Here is a 19,705-nt window from a genome sequence, read left to right on the forward strand (position 1 = left end):
TTGTATAAGACGGAAAGGAGTCTTTATGGGAAAAGAGGAGAAGATCCTGGTAGATGGAACAGTGATCGAAGCGCTGCCTGGCACGCAGTTTCGCGTGCTTTTGGACAACGGCCATGAAGTTTTGGCTTACTTGTCCGGCAAAATGCGGCGCTATTACATCCGCATATTGTTGGGCGATCGCGTGAAAATGGAAATGTCACCTTATGATCTTTCTCGTGCACGCATCACCTACCGTCAAAAGAAATCCCGTATGCAGAGCGCAGAAGGGGAAGAAAACTAATAAAAAAACCCCGAGCTAAAAAAGCTCGGGGTTTTTATTTTGTGTTATTTAAACTTCATCATCGTAGAGCGACAGCGCTTTCATGTAATTGGCACGTTCAAAAGCAGCCGGAACAGTCACAGCCTTTTGGCTAAGTATGCCGCGTATTTGGCTGGTCGAATCATAATTGTGCCAGGTAATCCAATCGTGAAATTCTTTGAGCATGCTTTCCGCGCGGCCAATACCGTTGGCAATCAGCTCGGATGCGGTCATTACTGCCGAAGCGCCTGCCATAACGGCTTTAAGCATATCCTCACTGGAGTGTACGCCGCTGGAGAGGGCCATATCCAAATGGACCCGATCGTATAGAATGGCAGTCCAGCGCAATGGCAGCAGCAGATCACGCGAGGTACTTAATTCCAGCCAGGGTTTGACCTCCAGGCTCTCAATATCCAAATCGGGCTGATAAAAGCGGTTAAAGAGCACCACGCCGTCAGCACCGGCTTCTTTCAGCAGTTTAACAAAATTAGGCAGGCTGCTGAAGAACGGACTGAGTTTTACTGTCAGAGGAATCTTAATATCCTTTCGGATTGCGCGAACGACGTCCAGGTAGGATTTCTCCAAATCAACGGCGCTCATGTTCAGGTCGGTGGCAACAAAGTAAAGATTCAATTCCAGAGCGTCCGCACCGGCTTCTTCAATAAGGCGGGCATGCTTGATCCAACCGCTATTGGAAACGCCGTTCAGGCTGCCGATGATAGGGATATCCACACTTTCTTTAGATTTGCGGATGATTTCCAGATATTTTTCTGAGCTCAGGTTGAAATCGTCCATCTCCGGGAAGTAGGTAATAGCTTCCGGGAAGGACTCCGTGCCGCGGTTGAGAAAATAATTCAACTCAAGGCTTTCGTGCTGGATCTCTTCTTCAAATAGCGAATACAATACCACGGCACTCAGGCCGGCGTCTTCCATTTTCTTGATGTTTTCAAATTTCTTGGATAGGGTGGAGGCCGAAGCGACCAGCGGATTTTTCAATTCCAACCCCAGGTATTTTGTTTTCAGGTCTGTCATATTTCACCTCTCTATAGCGTTATTATATAGAAAAAAAGCGAATGCAATCGCATTCGCTTTTTTTTATATATAGTTCTAATTATTTGATTATTCGGCCGGTTTCTCGTATTCCTGAGCGGCCATCTGGCTGTATTTCAACCAGCGATCCTGCGCGTCCTGCTGCGCCAGTTTCAGCAGCATTTCAGCACGTTCTTCATTGGTTTGGGTCAACATGCGGTAGCGGGTTTCGTTATAAGCGAAGTCCTTGACCGGGATGCTGGGCTCTTTGTAGTCCAACTGCAGCGGGTTCTTACCTTCCTTCATCAGGTCGGGATTGTAGCGGTACAACGGCCAAACGCCGGATTTTACCGCCAGGTTTTGCTGGTTGAGGCCCAGTTTCATAATGATACCGTGGTTGATGCAGTGGCTGTAAGCGATAATCAATGACGGGCCGTCGTACGCATCCGCTTCGCGGAAAGCGCGTAAGGTCTGCATGTCGCTGGCGCCCATGGCAACCTGCGCGGTATAAATGTATCCGTAGGTCATGGCAATCATGCCCAGGTCCTTGCGCGGCAATCCTTTGCCGTCGGCAGCGAATTTGGCTACTGCACCACGCGGGGTAGCTTTGGAGGATTGACCGCCGGTGTTGGAATACACACCGGTATCGAGCACCAGGATGTTGACGTTGCGGCCGGTGGCCAGAACGTGGTCCAAACCACCGTAACCAATGTCATAGGCCCAACCATCACCGCCGACGATCCAGACGGATTTGCGAACCAGTTTATCGGCCAGGCTGAGCATCTGGCGGGAAGTCAGGTCTTTCTTGCCGCTCAGTTTCTTCTTGAGGACATCGATGCGTTCGCGCTGGGCTTTGATGCCTGCTTCGGTGGTTTGATCGGCTTTCAGAATTTCATCGACCAATGTTTCGCCGACGTCGCCGGCAACTTTCTTGAGCAGTTCCTGAGCGAACTCGTGTTGCTTATCCATGGTCAGGCGCATGCCCAGACCAAATTCCGCGTTGTCTTCGAACAGAGAGTTCGACCAGGCGGGACCGCGGCCGTCACCGTTGAAGGTGTAGGGCGTGGTGGGCAGGTTGCCGCCGTAAATGGAAGAGCAGCCGGTTGCGTTGGCAATGACCGTGCGATCGCCAAACAACTGGGTAAGCAGTTTAACGTAGGGGGTCTCACCGCAGCCCGCGCAAGCGCCGGAGAACTCGAACAGCGGGCGCAGCAGCTGGCTATTCTTGACCGTGTTGGATTCAAAAGCGGTGCGGTCTGGATCAGGCAGGTTGAAGAAGAATTCCCAGTTCTTGCTTTCGCTTTCGCGCAGCGGAGGCTGGGGAGCCATGTTGATGGCTTTGCGGCTGGGATCGGCCTTGTCTTTGGCAGGGCAGTTTTCCACGCACAAGCCGCAGCCGGTGCAATCTTCCGGTGATACCTGGACGGTGAATTTCGTTCCGGGGAACTCTTTGAACTTGGCATCCACGGACTTGAAGGTTTCGGGAGCGTCTTTCAGCAGCGCGGCATCGTACACTTTGGTGCGGATGACAGCGTGCGGGCAGACGAATGCGCATTTACCGCATTGGATGCAGACGTCCGGATTCCAGACGGGAATTTCCATGGCAATATTGCGTTTTTCCCACTGGGTGGTGCCGGAAGGATAGGTACCATCGATGGGCAATTTGCTGACAGGCAGGTCGTCGCCGTCCTTGGAGATCATGGCGCCGAGTACTTCCTTGACAAATTCGGGCGCGCCGGCGGGAACTGCCGGGCGGCGGGTGGCTTTGCTGGTGACCGATTCGGGTACTTTTACCTCGAACAGGTTCTCGAGCGAGGAATCTACAGCCGCGTAGTTCTGGTTGATAACGGCTTCACCGCGTTTGCTGTAGGTCTTCTTGATGTATTTCTTGATCTCGGCAATGGCCTCGTCCTTGGGCAGGACGTTGCTGATGGCGAAGAAGCAGGTCTGCATGATGGTGTTGATGCGGGTGCCCATACCGGTCTTTCCAGCCACTTCGTATGCGTCGATGATATAAAACTTCAGTTTTTTGTCGATGATGGCGGATTGGACTTCCACGGGCAGGTGATTCCAAACCTCATCCTTGCCATAGATACTGTTGAGCAGGAAAACGCCGCCGGGTTTGACATATTTGAGCATGTCATACTGTTCCAGGAAGGGGAACTGATGGCAGGCTACAAAGTTGGTGTCATTCTTACCGATCAGGAAAGGCTTGTGGATCGGATTGGGGCCGAAACGCAGGTGAGATTCGGTCATGGCGCCGGATTTCTTCGAGTCGTACACGAAGTAACCCTGGGCGTAGTTGTCGGTTTCTTCACCGATGATTTTGGTGGAGTTTTTGTTGGCGCCAACGGTGCCGTCGGAACCCAGGCCGAAGAACACGCAGCGGATGGTGTCGTCGGTTTCAATGGAGAAATCGGCGTCATAGGGCAGGCTGGTGTGGGAGAGATCATCATCGATACCGATGGTGAAGGAGTTCTTGGGCTGGTCTTTCTTCAGTTCATCGAAAATACCCTTGACCATGGCGGGAGTGAATTCTTTGGAGGAAAGTCCGAAGCGTCCACCGACCACAACGGGTTGGCTGCTGAAGGGCGAGGTGCCTTTATTGGTTGCATCCAAAATCGCAGAGGCAACGTCTTTGTAGAGTGGTTCGCCGTCCGAACCGGGTTCCTTGGTGCGGTCAAGCACGGCAATGGATTTGACGGTTTTGGGCAGCGCCTTGAACATATACTCGGGCGCGAAGGGGCGGTATAAACGCACGGAGAGCACGCCGACTTTCTCACCTTTTTTGACCAGGTAATTGGCGGTTTCTTCAGCGGTTTCGGCACCGGAGGCCATCACAATGATGACGCGTTCCGCGTCGGGCGCGCCGGCGTAATCGAACAGGTTGTACTGCCGGCCGGTCAGTTTGCCGAATTTATCCATGGCCTTTTGGGTGATAGCGGCGCATTTTTCGTAGAACGGATTGACTGTTTCACGTGCCTGGAAATAAACATCCGGGTTCTGCGCGGTGCCGCGAATGGAAGGTGCATCGGGGGTGAGGCCGCGTTCGCGGTGGGCCATTACCCACTCATCGTCGATCATTTCACGCATCACGTCTTCGTCGATCAATTCAATGCCGCCGACCTCGTGGGAGGTGCGGAAGCCGTCGAAGAAGTGCACAAAAGGCACACGCGATTCGAGGCTGGCAGCCGTGGAGATCAGGGCCATATCGTGCGCTTCCTGCGGTGAGCGGGAAGCCAGCATGGCAAAGCCGGTGGCGCGTGCGGCGGCTATGTCTGCGTGGTCGCCAAAAATGGACAATGCCTGTGCAGCCAGCGAACGGGCTGAGACATGGAAGACCGCGGCAGTCAATTCACCGGCGATCTTGTACATATTGGGGATCATCAGCAGCAAACCTTGTGAGGCTGTGAAGGTGGTGGTGAGGGAACCGGTGGTCAGTGCGCCGTGCACTGCGCCGGCCGCGCCGCCCTCAGCCTGCATTTCCATGACCATGGGAACGGTGCCCCAAATATTGGAAATACCCTTGGCTGACCAGGCGTCGGCATGTTCTCCCATGGGTGAAGAGGGGGTGATGGGATAGATTGCGATAACCTCGTTCAAGCGGTATGCGGTGTAGGCAACAGCTTCGTTGCCGTCCATCATTACCTGTTGACGTTTCATGAATTATCTCCTTGAAATAAGTGATTTGGTGTTATGGTTCAACGCCTTGGCAGGCGAAACAAAGCGGTTTGTGATAAAACCACTTAATAATACCACTTTTTGATATCTGGACAAAAATAGTCTGATTGAGGGTTAACTGGACAATTTCCCGGCTGCCAGATAGAGCGCGGCCAGGCTTTTCCCATCCTGCAGGCGGGCTTGCTGGGCCAACAGCAGGGCTTCGTTGGCCGGATATCTTTCCACGTTGAGGAACTCGTCCTCGTCCATTTCCAGCGGGGCGGGGTAGAGCTCGGTGGCCAGGAAGATATGATTCAGCTCGGAGGAATAGCCCGGCGCCAGGTAAATGGAGCCTAAATGGGTCATTTGGCCGGCGGCCATGCCGGTTTCCTCGCGCACCTCGCGCAAAGCACAATCCAGGGGCGTTTCCCCATCATCGATTGTTCCGGCGGGCAATTCCAGCAGGATGCGTTCGCAACCCATACGAAACTGAGTGACAAACCAGATGTTGCCGTCGCTGTCCAGGGGGATAATCGTGACAGAATCGCTGTGCCGAACCAGGTTGTAGTCCCGTTCGCGGTCATCCGGCAGCTTGACGTGCAAATTCTCTACACTGAAGGCGTAAGCGTTGTAAACAGTGGTTTTGGAAAGGATTTGATGGGCCATAGAGTCACCTCGCAGGAGCTAGTTTATCATGGATAACAAAAATCCCCGCTTTCAAAGCGGGGATTTGCTTTTTCTTATAAAGAACTTTTACTCGTTGGTGAAGTAATCTGACCCGTAGTAATCAGCCATATCGGTTTCGAGCAGAACAACCACCAGGTTGCTTCCGCGCAGGCTGTCCGGGATGTTCAGTGTAACTTCAAAACCCTGGGCAGAGCCTTGCGGGCTGTAATGGGCGGTACCGACCACGATGTACTTGGTGTAGTCATATTCGCCTTCCGGGCCCATCTTGAAGGTCAAATCCATATCATCCAACAGCCAGGGATAAGTGGCCTGCAATACAACAGACTGGTCTTTCTTGTAGCTCTGAACGCAGACGTAGTATCCGGGGGCGCATTTGGTGGTGTTGTAATTCAGAGGAACCACGGGCGGTGGGCCGTCGGTGGAGGTGGGCAAAGGCTTTGCGGTGGGTTCTGCCTTGGGAGCGGGCGTCTCATCCGTGGCAGGTTTTTCGTCGCCGTTATCTTCTGCGGCTGCCGCGGTGCCGTCCACCGGCATAGCCATGGCGGTTTGCGTGCCGGCGATGATATCCTTCATGAGTTGCGATTGCGTTGATACCGGGTTGGGTAATGTGGATTCCGCTTTGGCAACGTCCGAAGGGCTGCCGCTGGCGGAGCGCGTGCAAGCAGTCGCCAACAGGCTGAGAACTGCCAAAGCAATCACACTAACCAGGATTTTCTTCTTCATAGATTTTCTCCTCCAGAATTATCGTCGTATGAATTTTTATTATAAAAATTACACTTATTATCTTAGCACGGAGCCCTATGCCAGTCAATAGAATTGGCTGGGTGCCGTATTAAGCCCGGGACATGGTTCCCTGGTTAATTTTATCCGTTATTTGCTTTACTGTACACTTTCAGGAAGCTGAAATACGAAAGGACTCTCACTGGGCAGCAGCATGGTGTCAATGGTGGGCGCCAGTTTGGTGATGTATTGGTAGGTAAGCAGGTCCGGATTATTGGCAATAGCGTCTTTTATTAACTTCAACGCGTCTGCCTCGGCCTGAGCTTCCACCATACGGGCTTTGGCGCGTCCTTCCGCGGCAATCACGGCCGCTTCCGCGTCACCCTTGGCCGTTTCAATTACCTGCTGCGCTTCCTGCTTTTTCTGCTCGACTACAAAAGCGGCTTGTTTGGCCTGTTGTTCAGCCACCTGTTTTTGTTCTACCGAGGCGGCGTATTCGGGTGAGAAGGTGATGTTGCGCAGAACGAAATCCACCAGGGTGAGGCCGTTCTCTTCGAATTTGCTCCTGAGTTGGTCGTTTACGTACTCCACCAGCTCAAAACGCTTGTCCGTGACCACGTCCTCCACGCCGAATTGGGATACCGCATCGCGGATAATGCCGCGCGATTGAGCGCGTACCAATTCATCGGAGTAACGGTTTTGCCAGAGGATATGCAAATCCACTACTTTTTCGGGGTTGATTTGGTAGATGACGGAAGCGTCCACGAAGATCTCCTGGCCGTCGGCTGTGCGGGCGGTTATGGAATCATCGCCCTGGATTTGGCCTTCAAAGGTGGCAATCGACATCGTATACGTTTGGCGCGAGATAGGGTAATACACCACCCGTTCCACAAAAGGCATAATCCAACGCAGTCCAGGCTGCAGGGCCTGTTCGCGGTAGCCTTTGGGGGAGATAGCTGAAATAACTACCCCGCGCTCCTGCGGTTCCACAAAGACCAGGCCGGCACTTAACGTGGTGACCAGAAGGGCAACCAGGATCAGCCCGATAAAAATGGAACGGGAATTATTTATCTTATGGCCGCGGGCAGCTTGCACGCTGGCAAATGCGATAAAACCCAATGCCGCGAGCCAAAAGATGACAGATAAACCAGAAATAATGTCGGTAATTCTCATTCTTTCCTCCAGTTTTCTATTTCTACCTTATTTATATATGATAAAGATGAGATAAATAAACTCTCATCTCATATACGTAAGAAAAGGGAAATTTGTTGTATTAAAGGAAGGAAAGACTCAGGCTTCCAGCAGGATGGTGACGGGGCCGCTGTTATGGATTTCCACAAGCATGTGCGCGGCGAATTGGCCGGACTGGGTGGGCACGCCTTCTTTTTCGAGGGATGCAATGAAATAATCCACCAACGGGCTGGCTACATCGGGCGGGGCGGCTTTGAAGAAAGAAGGGCGGTTGCCTTTGTGCGTGTCGGCCATCAGGGTGAATTGGGAGACCACAATCGCGCTGCCGCTGATGTCGCGCACGGACAGGTTCATTTTCTCTTCGGAATCGCTGAAGATGCGCAGCGCTGCGATTTTCTTGCAGAGCTGATCAGCTTTCTCGCGGGTATCTTCGTTTTCAATCCCCAATAAAATCACCAGACCGTCACCGATGGAGGCGATGGTCTGGCTGTCTACAGTTACTTGCGCTTGGGTAACGCGCTGAATGACGGCACGCATGGATGAAAATCAGCCTTTAGGGCATGCCGATGGCGTCGCGTACTTCCGCCATGGTCTGTGCGGCGATGATGTGCGCGCGCTGGCTGCCGTCTTCTAGAATCGCGAAGATATCATCGGGGTGCTTGGCCATTTCAGCCCTTCTTTCGCGGAAGGGTTCGAAGTAGGCATTCATGTTCTTGGCCAGCAGCTTCTTGCAATCCACACAGCCGATGCCCGCCCGGCGGCATTCCGTGTTAACCATTTCAACCTCTTCCGGGCTGGAGAACATCTTGTGCATGGTGAAAACGTTGCAGATATCCGGGTTGCCCGGGTCGCTGCGCAGTTTGCGGTTGGGATCGGTGACCATCATCATGACGCGCTTGGTGGTTTCTTCCGGGGTGGCTGCAATTTCGATGTGGTTATCCAGGCTCTTGCTCATCTTGCGCTCGCCGTCGATGCCCAGCACTTTGGGGATTTGGGTGACCTTCATTTCAGGCTCGATCAGCACCTTCTTGCCGTAGCGGTAATTGAAGGAACGCGCCATTTCACGGGCGAATTCGATGTGCGGGGCCTGGTCCACACCGACCGGCACGGCATTTGCTTTGTAAAGCAGGATGTCGGCCGACATCAGCACAGGGTAACCCACCAGCCCGTAGTTGATGTTGTGGGGCTGGTCGCGGATTTTTTCCTTGAATGTGGGCAGATCGGTCAGCTTGCCCAGGGGAGCTACCATGGAAAGGATGGTGTGTAGTTCGGTCAATTCCGGCACGTGCGATTGGATCATGATGATCGATTTCTGCGGGTCCATACCCGCCGCCAGCCAGTCCAAAGCCATTTCCAGAGTGTTCTGCTTAAGGTCTTTGGTGGTCTCCATGGTGGTTAACGCATGCAGATCCACGATGCCGTAAACGCAATCGTATTCGTCCTGGAGCGCCACGTAATTCTTGATCGCGCCCAGGTAATTTCCCAAATGCTGGCGGCCAGTGGGCCTGGCGCCGGAAAATACACGTCCTTTTTTTGCCATGACTATTTCATTATCCTTGTGAATAAAATTTGTTCCACTTCTCCGGGGTGGGGCAGGTGTCCGCTTTTCTTCTTGGAGAAAATCAGTTCTCCGTTATGAAAAACCTCAAAACTGCCTATCAGCCGGGTGGGCTCCAGGTCGATGGAGTCGATCTTGGGGCCGTATTGCGCCTGAAGCTCTTCCGAGAGCTGCTTTGCCTGCTTTTCGAACTGGCAGGGCACACAATATTCGATCTTGATCTTGTTTTCCATTTTATTACCTGTAGTATGTTCCGTTTATTATATCGTACCCAACCGCAGCAGGCTTTCTTTAAAGGTTCCTTTTTAGTAAAATGTTCCTGCATGAATAAATCTATCCGTCCCATTCCGCCCGGCAAACGCCTGTTCGATATCTTATTCTCGCTGCTTGTGCTGGTGCTGTTATCCCCCGTGATATTAATCCTGGCGCTGCTGTTATGGGTTACGCAGGGCTGGCCGGTGTTTTTCACCCAGGTGCGGCCGGGGTTGGATGGGCGCTTGTTTAAGTTGGTCAAATTCCGCACCATGCGCGCTGCTTTTGACGCCAACGGCAAGCCGCTGCCCGACGAACAGCGCATCACCGGTTTGGGGCACTTCATGCGGCGCACCAGCTTGGACGAGCTGCCGGAGTTCTTCAACGTGCTGATGGGGGATATGAGCGTGGTCGGGCCGCGCCCGCTGCTGGTGCAATATTTGGAGCGCTATTCGCCCGAACAAGCGCGCCGGCACGATGTGCTGCCGGGAGTGACCGGTTGGGCGCAGGTCAACGGGCGCAACGCTCTGACCTGGGATGAGAAATTCAAGCTGGATGTCTGGTACGTGGATCACTGGTCCTTTGGGTTGGACCTGCGCATTATCCTGATGACCGTTGCCGGGTTGTTTAAACCGCAGGGCATCTCACAGCCAGGCCACGCTACCATGCCGGAGTTTATGGGCAATTCTCCTGATTCAGAAAAAAGCAATAATTCGGATTAATTCGCCGATTGAGTGTTGATCTGGCCTTCACGCATCAGGTCGACCATCTGGTTCACCAGGATCAGCTTGCCGGGGCTCAACCATACTGAGCCGTCCGTCAGCGTGATTTCCTGGATGTCGCCAACCTGGAAGGTGGCGCTGATGGTCCTGCCGCCGATGCCGGCTACCAGATCTCCCCAAATTTCACGCAGGGGTGTGATGGCATCCATGTAAACGGAAGCTGCCCAGCGTGAACGGCCTTCTTCGGTAACCTGCTGGTTGCTGATGATGGCCACATCCTGGCTGGATAGATAAGATAGCAGCTGCGGGCTGACAGCTTCGCGTGCGATGTAAACCACGTTGACTTTGCTCTGGTTGATCTGATCGAAAACGGCCTGCCAGATTTCTGGCGTGCTGGCCGCGGTTTGTTCGGCAATTACCGGGTAGGCATTGAGCGGGGTGATTACGGCGGAGCAGATACCGCAGTAGTAACTGACGCCGTTCTTGAAGGCGGTGTTCATCTGGGCATCTTCGGACGCCAGCAGCGCGCCAACACGGAAATTAGGCGCGGTGATGGCTGCAATGTAACCGGCCAGGAAAGCGGTGCCGGTGGTATCTTCATGGATGAGGGTAACGTTGGCCGGCGGCGTCCAATCCAGGTCGCTGATGGCCACGAATTGCGTGCCGCTCGCGCCGGCTGCCAGGGTGCCCAGGTTATCCGGGTGATGCAAAAAGACCAGCACCTTGATATCGGCTGTGAGCGTTTCCGCGCTGATATCCTGACGGGTTTCAAATTCCAACCCGGAGGACGTGGCCAGCTCGGCCAGCAGGTTTTGGGCCTGGGTGGCGGTTTCGGCGTTGTCGTCGGGGCTGATAATCAGCACCGCGCGGTCGGGCGGCAGGGGAGTGGCCGTGGGCTGTTCAACAATCGGCACGGCTTCCGTCTCCTGGACTGCCTGTTCGGCTTTCGAACCGCAGCTTGCGGCTGACAGTGCGAAAAGGGAAATTAAGAAAAGGGTGGGGATTAATTTTCTTGGATTGGTTTTTAATAACATAAGCGTAATTTTACACTAAGATGGCCATTGGGTTATAATAGCGGGCATGTGTTCGCATTTCGCGAGGGCTTTTTTGAAATAAAGGGATTTTTAACAGACCCCAAGGTTGACCCCTAGGGGTTTATTTTGCTTAAAATTACTTTTGGTAAGGAGAAAAATATGCCCATTAACTTTGGCACCGACGGTTGGCGAGCCGTCATTTCAGACACTTTTACATTTCACAACCTTAGAATGGTCACTCAAGCCATTGCCGACGCGGTCAATTCGGAAGGCTGGCTTAACGGACTGGAAATCGATCCGCCGCCGGACCCCAAATTAATGGTGGTTGGTTTTGACACGCGCTTCCTTTCGGACCGCTACGCGCGCGAAGCCGCGCGTGTGCTGGCCGCCAACGGTTTTAAAGTACTGTTGTGCCAGGCCGACGCGCCCACCCCGGTGGTGTCTTACACCATCAAGAACCTGCACGCCATCGGCGGTATCATGATCACCGCTTCGCACAACGCGCCGCGCTACAACGGCGTCAAGCTGAAAGCCGCTTACGGCGGTTCGGCGCTGCCGGAACTGTGCCGCAAGGTGGAAGTTTACCTGAACGACAACGAGTCCCAGGGCCGCGGCCCCAACCTGATCGATTACGACATCGCGCGCCAGGAAGGCCTGATCACGCGCTTCAACCCCATTCCCGAATATCACGCGCACTTGCGCAAACTGATCAACTTTGATGTGATCGCCGAGAATCCTCAATACATCGTGGTGGATTCCATGTACGGCGCGGGACGCGGCGTGATCCGCGGGCTGCTGGAAGGCACCGGCTGCGAGATCCACGAGATCCGCAACGAGATGAATCCCGGTTTTGGCGGCGTGCATCCTGAACCGATTGGCCAGTACTTGAGCGCGCTTTCCGGCGCCATCTGCATGGGCAAAGGCAGCCTGGGCCTGGCCACGGACGGCGACGCGGACCGCATCGGCGCCATGGACGAACGCGGCGTATTCGTTGACCCGCACAAGATTATCGCGCTTTCCCTGCAATACCTGGCCGAAAAACGCGGCTTGAAAGGCTCGGTGGTGCGCACCGTTTCCACCACCCGCATGGTCGATTTGCTGGCCGCGCGCTATGGCTTGACCGTACACGAGACTCCAGTGGGCTTCAACCATATTGCCGAATATATGCTCAAGGAGCCGGTCTTGATTGGCGGCGAGGAATCGGGCGGCATTTCCTTCCTGGGGCACATTCCCGAAGGCGACGGCATCATCATGGGCCTGCTGCTGACGGAAATCGTGGCCGAATCGGGCGTGACCCTTTCCGAACTGGTAGCCAACCTGCTGGCGGACGTCGGCCCGGCGGTTTATGCCCGCCGCGACCAGCGCCTGAAGCGGCCGGTAGCCAAAGAGAAAATGGTGGATATCCTCATCAACGATGCTCCGAAAGAAATCGGTGGGCAGAAGGTGAATGAAGTGTCCACCAAAGATGGCGTCAAATACATCCTGGATGACAACTCCTGGCTGCTGATTCGCCCCTCGGGCACCGAACCGGTGCTGCGCGTTTACGCGGAAGGGCGTACAGACGATATGCTGCAAGCCCTGCTGGCTTACGGCGAAAAAGTCGCCACCTCGGTCGTCTAAAATCATTATCTGAAAAATGAGAACTCCCGCTGATCCGGCGGGAGTTTTTGATTAACCACGAAATACACAAAATACACGAAAAAAGTTCGGGGCGTGGGATCGATTTGAACTTTGTTCAGTCGGTGTTCTTTTTATTCATCACATCGTAGAATTCATCGATGATATCCAGAAAATCCTGCGGCAGGCGCTTGCGGGTTTCATCGATAATTTCAGCTGGAATTTCTTTGTAATATGCCTCCGCCAATGCCCCGGCAATGCAGGCCAGCGTGTCGGCGTCGCCGCCCAGTGAAACCGCGTTGCGCACGGCGCTTTCATAATCGATTGAATCCAGAAAAGCGATGAAAGCGGGCGGCACAGTACCCTGGCAGGTAATGGTGAACCGATAAGTGGGTTGGATCTCCCCCATGTGCGGCTGCAAATTATAGCCGAACCATCTGAATATTTCCTGTCGGATGATTTCCTTGCTGTTGCCCTGGCGGGCCAGGAAAATACCCATCGAGACTGCCTGAGAGCCTTTGATACCCTCGCTGTGATTATGAGTGACGGCAGAGCATTTTCGGGCCGTCTTTAGAATAGTGGATTCATCGTCCAACAGGAAACCGATGGGACTGGTACGCATGGCACAACCGTTGCCCCAGGATTTATATGGCTCCAGCGTGTCGGTCAGCATCCAGTTGTAGAAGGAGCCGCCGTAACCGGCATCCGGGTAACGACGGCCATATGCCTTGAGCGTTTGCGCGAAATCGAGATTGTGCAGCATGGCATCCGCCACGGCGACGGTCAGGACGGTATCATCCGTAAAACAGGAACGTTCCGAGAAAAGGGGGAAGCCCTTTTCCTTAAACCCCAAGTACTCATATGGAGATCCAATAATATCCCCAGCTATTGCACCGAGCATTTAACCCCGCTCTCAATTGTAAAAAATAATTAGTATTATTTATTCAGCCGGTGTTTCCGTTGCCTGAAATTCTGCGACGCTGGTCAATTGGGCGGCGATGGTGGCCGTCCGTTCCAGGTCCGGGTCAACAGTGGCTGTAACAATCTCCACGGTTTCGGTGGGGACGACTTCGACAGTGGCAGTAGCGATGTCAACGCTATTATTTTCATTGGTGTAGGCGGGATTCGCGCTAACCGTGAGGATGGCTCTGACGCGGGCTTCCGCTTCCATATCGGCCAGATATTGGGTGACGTAAAGGAAGCCGAAGAAAAACACAACCAGGATGGTGATAATGAGCAGGATGCGCGCGATAGGGCTCTTGCGCCTGGTCTTGCGAACGTTGGTATTGTCTTCTTCTAAAATTTCCTGTAAGGTCTCGTCAGTTTTTCTATTTGGCATCTTTCCCTCGATTTATGAATCCCATCAATATTTTATTTTCAATTACCGTTTGAGTCAAACTTGATAAAACCTTCAGGCAGATCATCGGATGTATCGTCCAAAGGAATTTCATCTTCTTCATCAATTGTTTTCACCGATTTAGGCTGCGGCGGCTGCGGTTGAACCGATTCCAGCGGCGGCTGCTCCACGGGTTCTTCTTTTACTACAGCAGGCGGCTCTTTGGGAGGGCGGTGTGTTTCTTTGGGTTCATTCCCGTGTTCCTCTTCAGGCTGCGCATGCGGAGCGGCGCCATTGAAGAGCATCTGCTGCTGCCATTGGTCGCGGGCTTCCTGGGAAGCACGTTCCTTCTGTTCCTTTTCCCGGATGCGCTGCAGCCATTCGGGTATGTTTTCTTCTTCATTTTGCACGGGTTCCGATGCGGAGGGCGCTTGCCCGGCCGCTGCTTCCGGATCCGGATAATCATCCTCCTGCTGGTCGGCAGGCTGATCGCCGCTGCGCAACTCGGTTTGGCAATACCAGCACTTCACTGCCTCGGGCAGGTTGGGCCTCCCGCAGTTGGTACAAATAATTTCCTGGGTATCTTCAGATTGAATGGTCATACGTCAGTGATTTTTCACAGTATAGCATAAATCTTTATGGCGCTCTGCGTAAGTGTTGTTTTTATTAATCCGCTGTTATTTTTTGATAAATCGCGCCATGAAATCCAGGCGCTGCTGTTCCTTAACGCGGCTGTCAATCCTGTCGCACACCAGTTCGCGCGGAATGCGCTTGCCCTGTACACGCAACAGGAAGTCGTGAATTTCGGCGGCCTGCGCATGCACGTTGTCCTCGGTGTTGGGGATGTGCAGGATCAGGTCGCTGTCCAAACTGTCCAGGTCGGTGTCGCGGAAGGGCAGGATGCAGGGGATGCCGCGGCTGGCGTAATCGCGCACCTTGAGGGGCGAGGCTTCGTTCAGACCGGCGCGGTGCAATGCCAGCGTGCCGATGGCCGCGTCGGCCTGCGCCAGAATGCGGTCGCATTCCGCGCCGATCCGGTAGCCGTGCAGCACCAGGTTGACCGGCAGTTCCGCAATGCCTTCGATATGGTCATAGCCGATCACGTCAATGACGATGTCGGGGTAGGTTTTAGCTAAAAAAAACAGCTTTTCCACGCCATGCCAGGCAAAGCCGGGCGTGCCGATGAAGGCCAGGTGCGGGCGATCGTTATGCGGGGCGGGCAGGGGGGGCACGGCATCCAGCTCGATGCTGTTGCTGACCACCAGGCCGGGTTTATGAAAGCGCTGGAACTCCTCCAACTCGGCCAGTTCGTGCGTGGCGTAGACGATGCCGCAGGCGCCGCTTAGGGTGATACCGCGCGTCAGCCGGTTGTAGCTGCTCATAACGCCGCCCAGCAGTTTGTGTTCTTCCAGGTCGTTGGTATTGATCTCTACCACGCTTGGCGCCAGGCGCAGCAGGCGCTGCAGCGGGTAAACGTACATGGCCCAGCGCAGGTAGATGACGTCCGGCTGGTAGGTACGCACCGCGCTGATCAGCTTTTTCAGGGCGGCCATACGCGACAGTTCAGTAGGCAGCAGCCCGGTCGCGCCGGAATGACCGGAATGGATGGAATAAGGGAAGCGCTGCCCTTCCACCAGGGTGGAGGTGTCCTCGGGCAGGTGCAGGTGCGAGAAGAACTCGGCCTCATGGCCCAACTCGCGCCAGGCGGACAATTGGCGCTGCATCTTCTTGCCGACACCGCTGGTCAGGCTGCGCGGCCAGTGTAGGGAAACGGAAGCGATGCGCATCTTAAGCGGCCGCCTCCGCCAGGATTTTCTCGTAATCATCGATGGCCTTAGTCAGGTCGAAGCGCTGCGCGTGCGCGCGGCTGGCGGCGCGGGCGTTCCTGAGCAGGCTTTTGTCGCTCAACAGCCGCCGCAGGGCATCGGCGTAACCTTCCACGTCACCGGGCGTCACCAAAAAGCCGTTTCGGTCCCCGTCGATGTAGTCCGGGCAGGAGCCGATGTTGCTGAGCACCAATGCCAACCCCATGGCCAGGCCCTGCAGGCCGGCGATGGGCATTGAATCCAGCAGCGAGGGCATTAGCAAAATGTCGCTTTTAGCCAGCCACTGGTTGACTTCCTGCGGGCTGACCCATCCGGGCAGTTCGACGCGCTCGCTCAGGCCGGAATGCGCCAGGGATTGCCTGACCTCTTCCATCTGCGGGCCGTCGCCCAGCATGGCGCACTGCCAATCCAAGTCGCGGATGCGCTCCAGCACGGCGGGTACGGCAATCGCGTTCTTTTCGGGAGAAAAACGCCCGATGTAGAGGATACGCGGAGATTTGACCGGGTCGAATGTTCCGGGCCGGCAGGTCTGTGTGTCGATGCCGTTGGGGATGACCTGGATATCGACCGGGTAGTGCTGCAGGGCAAAGCGGCGCGTTTGCTGACTGACCGAGATGACACGCGCGGCTTTTTTCCAGAAGGGGCGCGTGAAGGGCAGCACCAGGCGGAACCATTTATCCGTCTTTTGGGGTGCGCCGCCGGGCACGTCGCCGCCGTGGGCGGTGATGACATACGGGACGCGGAACAAGCAGGACAATACGTAAGCGGCCGCGCCGGCCGGCACGGCGAAATGCGCCTGGATCACGTCGGGTTGAAAGCAGCGCATAATTTTGCTTCCGTGGCCGATGGCTTTCAGGATGAAGCAGGCCATGGTCATGAACCCGGCCCGGTAGGCCTGCGTGCGGCAGGAGGGCATACGGTCAATGGTCAGATTTCCCTCGACTTCCATACGCGGCAGGTCGCCGTAATGCGCGGTGAGCACGTAAACCTGATGGCCGCGGGCGGCCAGATGCGTGCAGACATCCGCCACAACCTGTCCGCCGCCCCCGCCGATGGGTGGATATTCGTGGGAGATGACCAATATTTTCATAAGCTTAAGCGCTGCCTATTTGGCAGATTTCTTGGGCTGGCCGCCCAGAATCTCGCGGATGGTGTAAACCTTCTTGTTCTGGGATTCATGGTAGGTGCGTGCCAGCAATTCGGCAATCAAACCCATCAAAATGGACTGGAAGCCCATGATGGCCAGCATAACCGCGATGATGAACAACGGCGAGGCAAAGGGCGAGGGTTTGCTGACCATGACCAAACGGCGAATAGCCAGATAGAGCAGGGAAACGAAGCTGACCGAGATCAACCCCAACCCCACACCGCCGAATACGTAAATGGGTTTGCTGGCGTAACTGGTCAGGAATTTGACTGTGAATAAATCGAGGATAACTTTGAAAGTGCGTTCCAGGCCGTAATTGGCTTTGCCGTACTTGCGCGCGTGGTGGTGCACCTTGACCTCGGTGATCTTGGCGCCGATGGAATTGGCATACACCGGGATGAAGCGGTGCATTTCACCGTACAGGCGAAAGCCAGTGATCACTTCGCGGCGGTAGGCTTTGAGCGTGCAGCCGTAATCGTGCAGGCGCACGCCGGTCACGCTGGAGATCATGCCGTTGGCCAAATGGGAAGGCAGCGTGCGCGTCAGGAAAGCGTCCTTGCGGTCATAGCGCCAACCGCTGACCACATCATAACCTTCATCGATCTTGGAAAGCATCAGGGGGATATCGGCCGGGTCATTCTGCAAATCGGCATCCAGTAAAATGATGATGTCGCCTTTGGATTGGTCGATACCGGCGGCGATGGCGGCCGTTTGGCCGAAGTTGCGGCGCAGTACGACCACTTTGATCTGGTCGGGGTTCTTTTTTACCAGCTCGCGCAGTTTTTCCAGACTGTTATCGCGGCTGCCGTCGTCCACCAGGATCAGCTCCCAGGGCCTTTTGACATCCTTGAGGGATTGTACAATGGCATCGTACAGCAGGTCGATATTCTTTTCTTCGTTATAGACCGGCACAATAATTGATAAGGTCATCGTTCAACTCCTGGATGATCTGGCCCTGTGAACAAAAAAGCGCCCGGATTTGCGCTGATGAGGGTTCGTTCAAAATTCAAATATCCGCTCCTGTTTGCCAAAATAGCGGGGCTCGGTATGACCAAGGATTATAACACGCGCGCTCAGCCGTGTTTTTCCCTGATTTTCTTGCGGGCCCAATCGTAAGCCAGACCGCCAAAGATGATGGCAAAGCCGATGCCGCCCAGCAGGCGCACCATTGGCCAGAAATTCATGCGTTTGAACATACCGTAATAGCGGCTGAGGTACCACTGGATGAAGAAGCCGATGTAGATGAACTCCAGCAACAGCAAGCGCCACAGCCAGGGCGAGCGTTTTTCCAGCGTGGTCACGTATGCCCAGGCAGCCGGAATGAGCATCCAGATCAGGAAAATGGAACGGTAGCGCGGATTGTCCCATTGGTCGCCGCCGGCGCGGGCCGAGGAAATCAGCGTCCAAACCACCGCGGCGATCATGAAGAACAGCAGCAGGGCTTTGTTTTGCTTGTTCTTTTCCTTCCAGACCAACAGAAAGCCGGTGATCAGCAGAGGCGCCAGCAGGTACCAGCCCAGCGAGCGGAAGACGGCAATGGCGCGGTTGATGGCGATGCCGGGGTAGATGATGGCGGCCGGCAGCACCGGTTGGGCGATACCGTAGCCGATGATAAAGGGCACGCGCAGCAGGTCGCTGATCAGGGTCACTTCCCACTGGATACGCCCGGAGGAGCTTTCCATCAGGTAGAGGTCCCATTTGGAGCTGTCCACCAGCCAGGACCAGCTGAAGTACAACCCGGCCAGCAGGCCGACGACCATCAGTAGATACCCGGCAATGCGCAGGTTTTTGCCGGCTTTGGGCTGGATATTCTCCAGCCAGAACCAAACCGCCATGGCGGCCAGGATGGCCCCGGCGGCTTTGAACGAGAAGAACAGCATCAACAAGAAGCTGATGCCCAATGCCAGCGCCGAGCGGGTTTTATTATCTTTCCACTTGCCCACACCCCAAGCGGCTATAGCCGATAGGCCGATCAGCATGGGTTCGCGCATTTGCGAAGCGCCCAGGATGATGCTTTCGGGATAGAGCGCGTACAGCCAGGCGACCACGTTGGCCGTGCGTTCGCCCCAGCGCTTGCGCACAACCTGCCACAGGAAGGGCAGGCCGGCCGCGGCGGCAAAAGAGGTCAGGATCAGGATCAACAGCGGGCGGTGGCCGTCCGGGCTGAATACGCGATACACCGCAGCGCTCAGCGAGAGCAGCCCGCCGTACTGGTCGGTGGCGAATTCTTCCTGAAAGGCCATGCCCAGCGGTTCGCCGGACTTGGCCAGGCGCCAGGCGTCGCCGTCGCGGCGGTAGGCGTCCAGGTAGAGATAACCGGCGTTGGTGGGGTCTTCATCATAACCCAGTACCGGCAGGGCGATGAACAGGAATATACCGATGCTCAGGCGCAGCAGAAAAGCCAGAAAAACCGTCCAGGCCAGCACGCGGCTGCCGCCCAGCTTGTGCCACAGCCAGCCCAAAGCGTACAGGCTCAGGCCGGAGAGCAGGAAGGCGGAGAAAAATCCGATCAGCGGGTTTTCAGCCGGGTTCAGATAGGCCACCACGGCGCCGATCACAGCGCCCAGACTGACACAAAATATCAGGAAAGGTTTCTGGAGTTTTTTCATCGGTTTGTGTTTATTTATT

19 protein-coding genes are annotated in these 19,705 nt (G+C 55.0%); 3 read left to right on the top strand and 16 right to left on the bottom strand.

The genetic code is table 11. From position 1 onward, the window contains the following. The first annotated feature begins 25 nt into the window (after positions 1-25). Positions 26-280, top strand: coding sequence for a translation initiation factor IF-1 (gene infA, locus Pelsub_RS03525; RefSeq protein ID WP_116225906.1), 255 nt, complete (start codon positions 26-28; stop codon positions 278-280). A gap of 48 nt (positions 281-328) precedes the next feature. Here the strand turns inward: infA and Pelsub_RS03530 are convergent, their stop codons facing one another. The 8 genes from Pelsub_RS03530 to Pelsub_RS03565 all read right to left on the bottom strand — a co-directional run bounded on the left by Pelsub_RS03530 (position 329) and on the right by Pelsub_RS03565 (position 9,376). Continuing rightward, positions 329-1,330 (bottom strand): dihydroorotate dehydrogenase-like protein, encoded by a 1,002-nt coding sequence (locus Pelsub_RS03530; RefSeq protein ID WP_116225905.1) that lies wholly within the window; start codon positions 1,328-1,330, stop codon positions 329-331. Between the two features lie 87 nt (positions 1,331-1,417). Continuing rightward, positions 1,418-4,990: a pyruvate:ferredoxin (flavodoxin) oxidoreductase gene (nifJ, locus tag Pelsub_RS03535; protein ID WP_116225904.1), complete on the bottom strand. Its 3,573-nt coding sequence runs from the start codon at positions 4,988-4,990 to the stop codon at positions 1,418-1,420. Positions 4,991-5,122: 132 nt separating this feature from the next. Then, positions 5,123-5,653, bottom strand: coding sequence for an NUDIX hydrolase (locus Pelsub_RS03540; protein WP_116225903.1), 531 nt, complete (start codon positions 5,651-5,653; stop codon positions 5,123-5,125). An 87-nt stretch (positions 5,654-5,740) separates the two neighbouring features. After that, positions 5,741-6,397: a hypothetical protein gene (locus tag Pelsub_RS03545; RefSeq protein ID WP_116225902.1), complete on the bottom strand. Its 657-nt coding sequence runs from the start codon at positions 6,395-6,397 to the stop codon at positions 5,741-5,743. 156 nt (positions 6,398-6,553) lie between these two features. Beyond that, the gene (locus Pelsub_RS03550) at positions 6,554-7,567 is read right to left on the bottom strand and encodes a prohibitin family protein (RefSeq protein ID WP_116225901.1); all 1,014 of its coding nucleotides are present in this window, start codon (positions 7,565-7,567) and stop codon (positions 6,554-6,556) included. 117 nt (positions 7,568-7,684) lie between these two features. Further along, positions 7,685-8,122, bottom strand: coding sequence for a D-aminoacyl-tRNA deacylase (gene dtd, locus Pelsub_RS03555; RefSeq protein WP_116225900.1), 438 nt, complete (start codon positions 8,120-8,122; stop codon positions 7,685-7,687). Between the two features lie 16 nt (positions 8,123-8,138). Further along, positions 8,139-9,125 (bottom strand): tryptophan--tRNA ligase, encoded by a 987-nt coding sequence (gene trpS, locus Pelsub_RS03560; RefSeq protein ID WP_116225899.1) that lies wholly within the window; start codon positions 9,123-9,125, stop codon positions 8,139-8,141. Positions 9,126-9,127: 2 nt separating this feature from the next. Then, on the bottom strand, positions 9,128-9,376 hold the full coding sequence (locus Pelsub_RS03565; RefSeq protein WP_116225898.1) for an Rdx family protein: 249 nt from the start codon (positions 9,374-9,376) through the stop codon (positions 9,128-9,130). A 90-nt stretch (positions 9,377-9,466) separates the two neighbouring features. On the opposite strand from Pelsub_RS03565, the gene Pelsub_RS03570 reads away from it, so the two are divergent. Next, entirely contained in the window at positions 9,467-10,117 is a 651-nt protein-coding gene (locus Pelsub_RS03570) for a sugar transferase (protein WP_116226011.1), read from the top strand. On the opposite strand, the gene Pelsub_RS03575 is transcribed toward Pelsub_RS03570, so the two are convergent. Continuing rightward, positions 10,114-11,151, bottom strand: a complete 1,038-nt coding sequence (locus Pelsub_RS03575) for a type 1 periplasmic-binding domain-containing protein (RefSeq protein WP_116225897.1) — start codon at positions 11,149-11,151, stop codon at positions 10,114-10,116. The two genes, Pelsub_RS03570 and Pelsub_RS03575, sit on opposite strands and share 4 nt — an antisense overlap. Before the next feature lie 159 nt (positions 11,152-11,310). Here Pelsub_RS03575 and Pelsub_RS03580 point away from each other — a divergent pair, with 159 nt between their 5' ends. Further along, positions 11,311-12,771 (top strand): phosphoglucomutase/phosphomannomutase family protein, encoded by a 1,461-nt coding sequence (locus tag Pelsub_RS03580; RefSeq protein ID WP_116225896.1) that lies wholly within the window; start codon positions 11,311-11,313, stop codon positions 12,769-12,771. A 115-nt stretch (positions 12,772-12,886) separates the two neighbouring features. Here the strand turns inward: Pelsub_RS03580 and Pelsub_RS03585 are convergent, their stop codons facing one another. From Pelsub_RS03585 to Pelsub_RS03615, 7 genes are all read right to left on the bottom strand, one after another. Then, positions 12,887-13,669, bottom strand: a complete 783-nt coding sequence (locus Pelsub_RS03585; RefSeq protein WP_116225895.1) for an ADP-ribosylglycohydrolase family protein — start codon at positions 13,667-13,669, stop codon at positions 12,887-12,889. Positions 13,670-13,708: 39 nt separating this feature from the next. Further along, on the bottom strand, positions 13,709-14,107 hold the full coding sequence (locus Pelsub_RS03590; RefSeq protein ID WP_116225894.1) for a hypothetical protein: 399 nt from the start codon (positions 14,105-14,107) through the stop codon (positions 13,709-13,711). A 38-nt stretch (positions 14,108-14,145) separates the two neighbouring features. Beyond that, the gene (locus Pelsub_RS03595) at positions 14,146-14,706 is read right to left on the bottom strand and encodes a hypothetical protein (RefSeq protein ID WP_116225893.1); all 561 of its coding nucleotides are present in this window, start codon (positions 14,704-14,706) and stop codon (positions 14,146-14,148) included. 75 nt (positions 14,707-14,781) lie between these two features. Beyond that, positions 14,782-15,891, bottom strand: coding sequence for a glycosyltransferase family protein (locus tag Pelsub_RS03600; RefSeq protein ID WP_116225892.1), 1,110 nt, complete (start codon positions 15,889-15,891; stop codon positions 14,782-14,784). A 1-nt stretch (position 15,892) separates the two neighbouring features. Further along, positions 15,893-17,020 (bottom strand): glycosyltransferase family 4 protein, encoded by a 1,128-nt coding sequence (locus Pelsub_RS03605; RefSeq protein WP_116225891.1) that lies wholly within the window; start codon positions 17,018-17,020, stop codon positions 15,893-15,895. A gap of 15 nt (positions 17,021-17,035) precedes the next feature. Then, a complete protein-coding gene (locus Pelsub_RS03610; protein ID WP_116225890.1) occupies positions 17,036-18,007 on the bottom strand; it encodes a glycosyltransferase family 2 protein in 972 nt (323 codons plus the stop codon). A 143-nt stretch (positions 18,008-18,150) separates the two neighbouring features. Next, positions 18,151-19,686, bottom strand: a complete 1,536-nt coding sequence (locus Pelsub_RS03615) for a hypothetical protein (protein WP_116225889.1) — start codon at positions 19,684-19,686, stop codon at positions 18,151-18,153. Between the last annotated feature and the right edge of the window lie 19 nt (positions 19,687-19,705).

This window comes from Pelolinea submarina (genome assembly GCF_003966975.1).
GTDB lineage: Bacteria > Chloroflexota > Anaerolineae > Anaerolineales > Anaerolineaceae > Pelolinea > Pelolinea submarina.